This window comes from Shewanella sp. 11B5, assembly GCF_002836795.1.
GTDB lineage: Bacteria > Pseudomonadota > Gammaproteobacteria > Enterobacterales > Shewanellaceae > Shewanella > Shewanella frigidimarina.
The window spans coordinates 1-2,368 of record NZ_PJAP01001079.1 but is presented as its reverse complement, the minus strand read 5'-3'; the positions used below and the strand labels follow the sequence as shown (position 1 = coordinate 2,368).

Genomic DNA, 2,368 nt, shown 5'->3' with positions numbered 1-2,368 from the left:
CTGAGGTTTTGGTTTTACTGTTAATTGAGGCAAAATGTGGGCGGATTGAATTGCCCCAAGGATTAATAATAATGACAACAACATGGAAGCATCATGCTTTAGCGGCAGCGTCTGCCGTGCCACTTCTTTTTACTAGCTCGGTTTTTTCAGCAACAGCAACCGCTCAAGGCAGCATAATGAACTCATCAACTACCGCGACACTGACTGCAATCAACGGTAGCACTACACCACTGACCATTGAACGTATTCATGCGTCACCAGCCTTAGCAGGCTCAAGCCCTCGTGGGTTGGCATTATCGCCTAACGGAAAACGTGTAACCTATTTATCGAACCGAGCCGATAATCAGCATTTGTATGATTTATGGCAAATGGATATCGCTACGGGTAAGCGCAGTGTACTGATTAATGCTGATCAATTAGAGGCTGGAGAACTGTCTGATGAAGAAAAAGCTCGCCGAGAGCGTCAGCGTATTTACGGCCAAGGGATCATGGAGTATTTCTGGTCTGAAGACAGCCAACATATTTTAATCCCTGCTGCGGGTAAGTTGTATTTATATGACGTTGCCAGCAATAAGGTGGCTGAGCTTGCAACCGGTGACGGTTTTGCAACCGATGCGCGTTTGTCTCCAAAAGGTCACTTTGTGTCGTTTGTGCGCGATCAAAACTTATTTGTATTGTCATTGGATAGCCAAAAAGTAACGGCACTCACCACAGATGGTAAAGGGCCAATTAAAAATGCCATGGCAGAGTTTGTTGCCCAAGAAGAAATGGACCGTATGACAGGCTATTGGTGGGCGCCCGATGAGTCTGCAATTGCCTTTACTCGTATCGATGAATCCGGTGTTGAGTTAGTGACTCGTAATGAAATTTACGCTGAGGGGATTAAATTAACTGAGCAGCGTTACCCTTATGCAGGTAAAGCCAATGTTGAGATAGCACTGGGTGTCGTGACTTTAAAAGATCGCTCCATTAGCTGGATTGATTTAGGCAAACAAAAGGACATGTATTTACCTCGCGTAGATTGGCTACCCGACAGCCAGCATGTGTCGTTCCAATGGCAAAGCCGCGATCAACAAACGCTGGATCTACGCATTGCTGCAATCTCTCAGCCGACACAAGCTAAAACGGTGATTGAAGAGCGCAGCAAAGCATGGGTAAATTTAAACAATGATTTACACTTCCTAAAGCAACAAGCGGCCCTTATTTGGGGCTCTGAGCGTGATGGTTTTAATCATCTGTATTTATTTGACTTACAAGGCAAACAACTTAAGCAATTAACCCAAGGTGATTGGGCTGTTGATACACTTGAGTTTGTCGATGAAGCAACGGGTTGGGTATATTTTAGCGGTCGAAAAGACAGCGTTGTTGAGCGTCATTTGTATCGGGTTAATCTTAATAAAGGTATGGATTCTATTGAGCGAATTAGCCAAGCATCGGGTATGCATGAGGCTGTATTTGCGGATAAAAAGCCCGTTTATTTAGATTACTTTAGTAGTTTACAGCAACCGCCGCAGATAAGTTTGCACAATGATTCTGGCAAGCAGTTAGCTTGGGTTGAGCAAAATGACATTGATAAAAATCATCCGCTTTATGATTATGCAGGTTTATGGCAAATGCCTGAGTTTGGTCAATTAAGCGCTGAAGATGGTCAAGCATTGCAATACAGATTGTTTAAACCAGTGCCTTTTGATGTCGCTAAGCAGTATCCGGTTGTGGTGCGTGTATATGGTGGGCCGCATGCTCAGCTAGTGGTCAACAGCTGGAGCGAAGCAGATTATTTTACTCAATATTTACTGCAGCAAGGCTATGCGGTATTTCAATTAGATAATCGTGGTTCAGCGCACCGTGGGACTCAATTTGAACATGTGATTTATCAAAACATGGGTGATGCTGAAGTAAACGATCAAAAAGTTGGCGTTGATTACTTACGTAGCTTGCCATTTATTGATGGTGACAACATTGCTATTTATGGTCACAGTTATGGTGGTTATATGGCGTTGATGAGTCAATTTAAGGCACCAGGTTATTTTAAAGCGGCAATATCGGGTGCGCCAGTAACGGATTGGCGTTTGTACGACACTCATTATACTGAGCGTTATATGGGTAACCCACTAACCAATAAAAAAGGTTACGACGCTAGCAGTATTTTACCTTATGTAAAAAATTATCAATCGGGCTTATTGATGTATCACGGTATGGCTGATGATAATGTCCTGTTTGAAAACAGCACTAGAGTATATAAAGCGTTACAAGATGAGGGTAAGTTATTCCAAATGATGGATTACCCAGGGTCTAAGCATTCAATGCGTGGCGAGAAAGTGCGTAATCATTTATATAAATCATTAGCGGCATTTTTAGATCAACAGCT

General features: G+C 43.0%; 1 protein-coding gene. It reads left to right on the top strand.

The window, feature by feature from the left end; genetic code table 11:
* Positions 1 to 71: 71 nt before the first annotated feature.
* Positions 72 to 2,368 (top strand): S9 family peptidase (locus CXF78_RS20530; protein ID WP_102037798.1); only part of this gene is annotated, 2,297 nt, incomplete at its 3' end.